The sequence below is a fragment of the Streptomyces lushanensis genome, assembly GCF_001700515.1.
GTDB classification, from domain to species: domain Bacteria; phylum Actinomycetota; class Actinomycetes; order Streptomycetales; family Streptomycetaceae; genus Streptomyces; species Streptomyces lushanensis.
The window spans coordinates 1-718 of sequence record NZ_MAUD01000707.1; the positions used below are offsets into that span (position 1 = coordinate 1).

1 protein-coding gene is annotated in these 718 nt (G+C 77.3%); it reads left to right on the top strand.

Translation table 11 applies throughout. From position 1 onward, the window contains the following. Nucleotides 1–84 precede the first annotated feature (84 nt). Nucleotides 85–718 (top strand): ATP-binding cassette domain-containing protein (locus BFF77_RS32535; RefSeq protein WP_066957165.1); only part of this gene is annotated, 634 nt, incomplete at its 3' end.

Genomic DNA, 718 nt, shown 5'->3' on the forward strand with positions numbered 1-718 from the left:
CCAACTGTGTCTGCCCGGGGGTCGCCCCCCGGGCAGACACAGTTGGCTGCCGCGCGGAACACGGCACGGGCAAGGAGGCCGGGCATGAGCCGCTCCCGTACGAACGTCGAGCACCTAAAGCGTACGAACCTCGGGCACCTCAGGCGCCTCCGGCATCCCCTCGCCGCGCGCCGGCGCTCGCTGCCCGCGCCCGTCCCGGCCGGCAGCCCCCTCGCCGAGGTCCGCGGGCTCCATGTCCGGCTCGGGCAGCGCGAGGTGCTGGCCGGTGTCGGGCTGGCCGCGCGCGCCGGTGAGGTGCTCGCGCTCGTCGGGCCCAACGGCGCCGGGAAGTCCACCCTGCTCGCCGTGCTCGCCGCCGATCTGCCGCCCGACCAGGGCGAGGTACGGATCGACGGGCGCCACGCGCACGAGTGGTCCGCTCCCGAACTCGCCCTGCGCCGGGCCGTACTGCCCCAGGCCGCCGCGCTCGCCTTCCCGTTCCCGGTCGAGGAGGTCGTACGGATGGGCCGGGCGCCCTGGGCCGGGACGCCGCTGGAGGACGAGGACGAGCGCGCCGTCGCGGCGGCGATGGCGGCCACCGAGGTCACCGCCTTCGCCGGGCGGCCCTTCTCCGCGCTCTCGGGCGGTGAACGGGCCCGCGTCGCGCTCGCCCGGGTCCTCGCCCAGCGCGCTCCGCTGCTGCTGCTCGACGAGCCGACCGCCGCGCTCGATCTGCGCC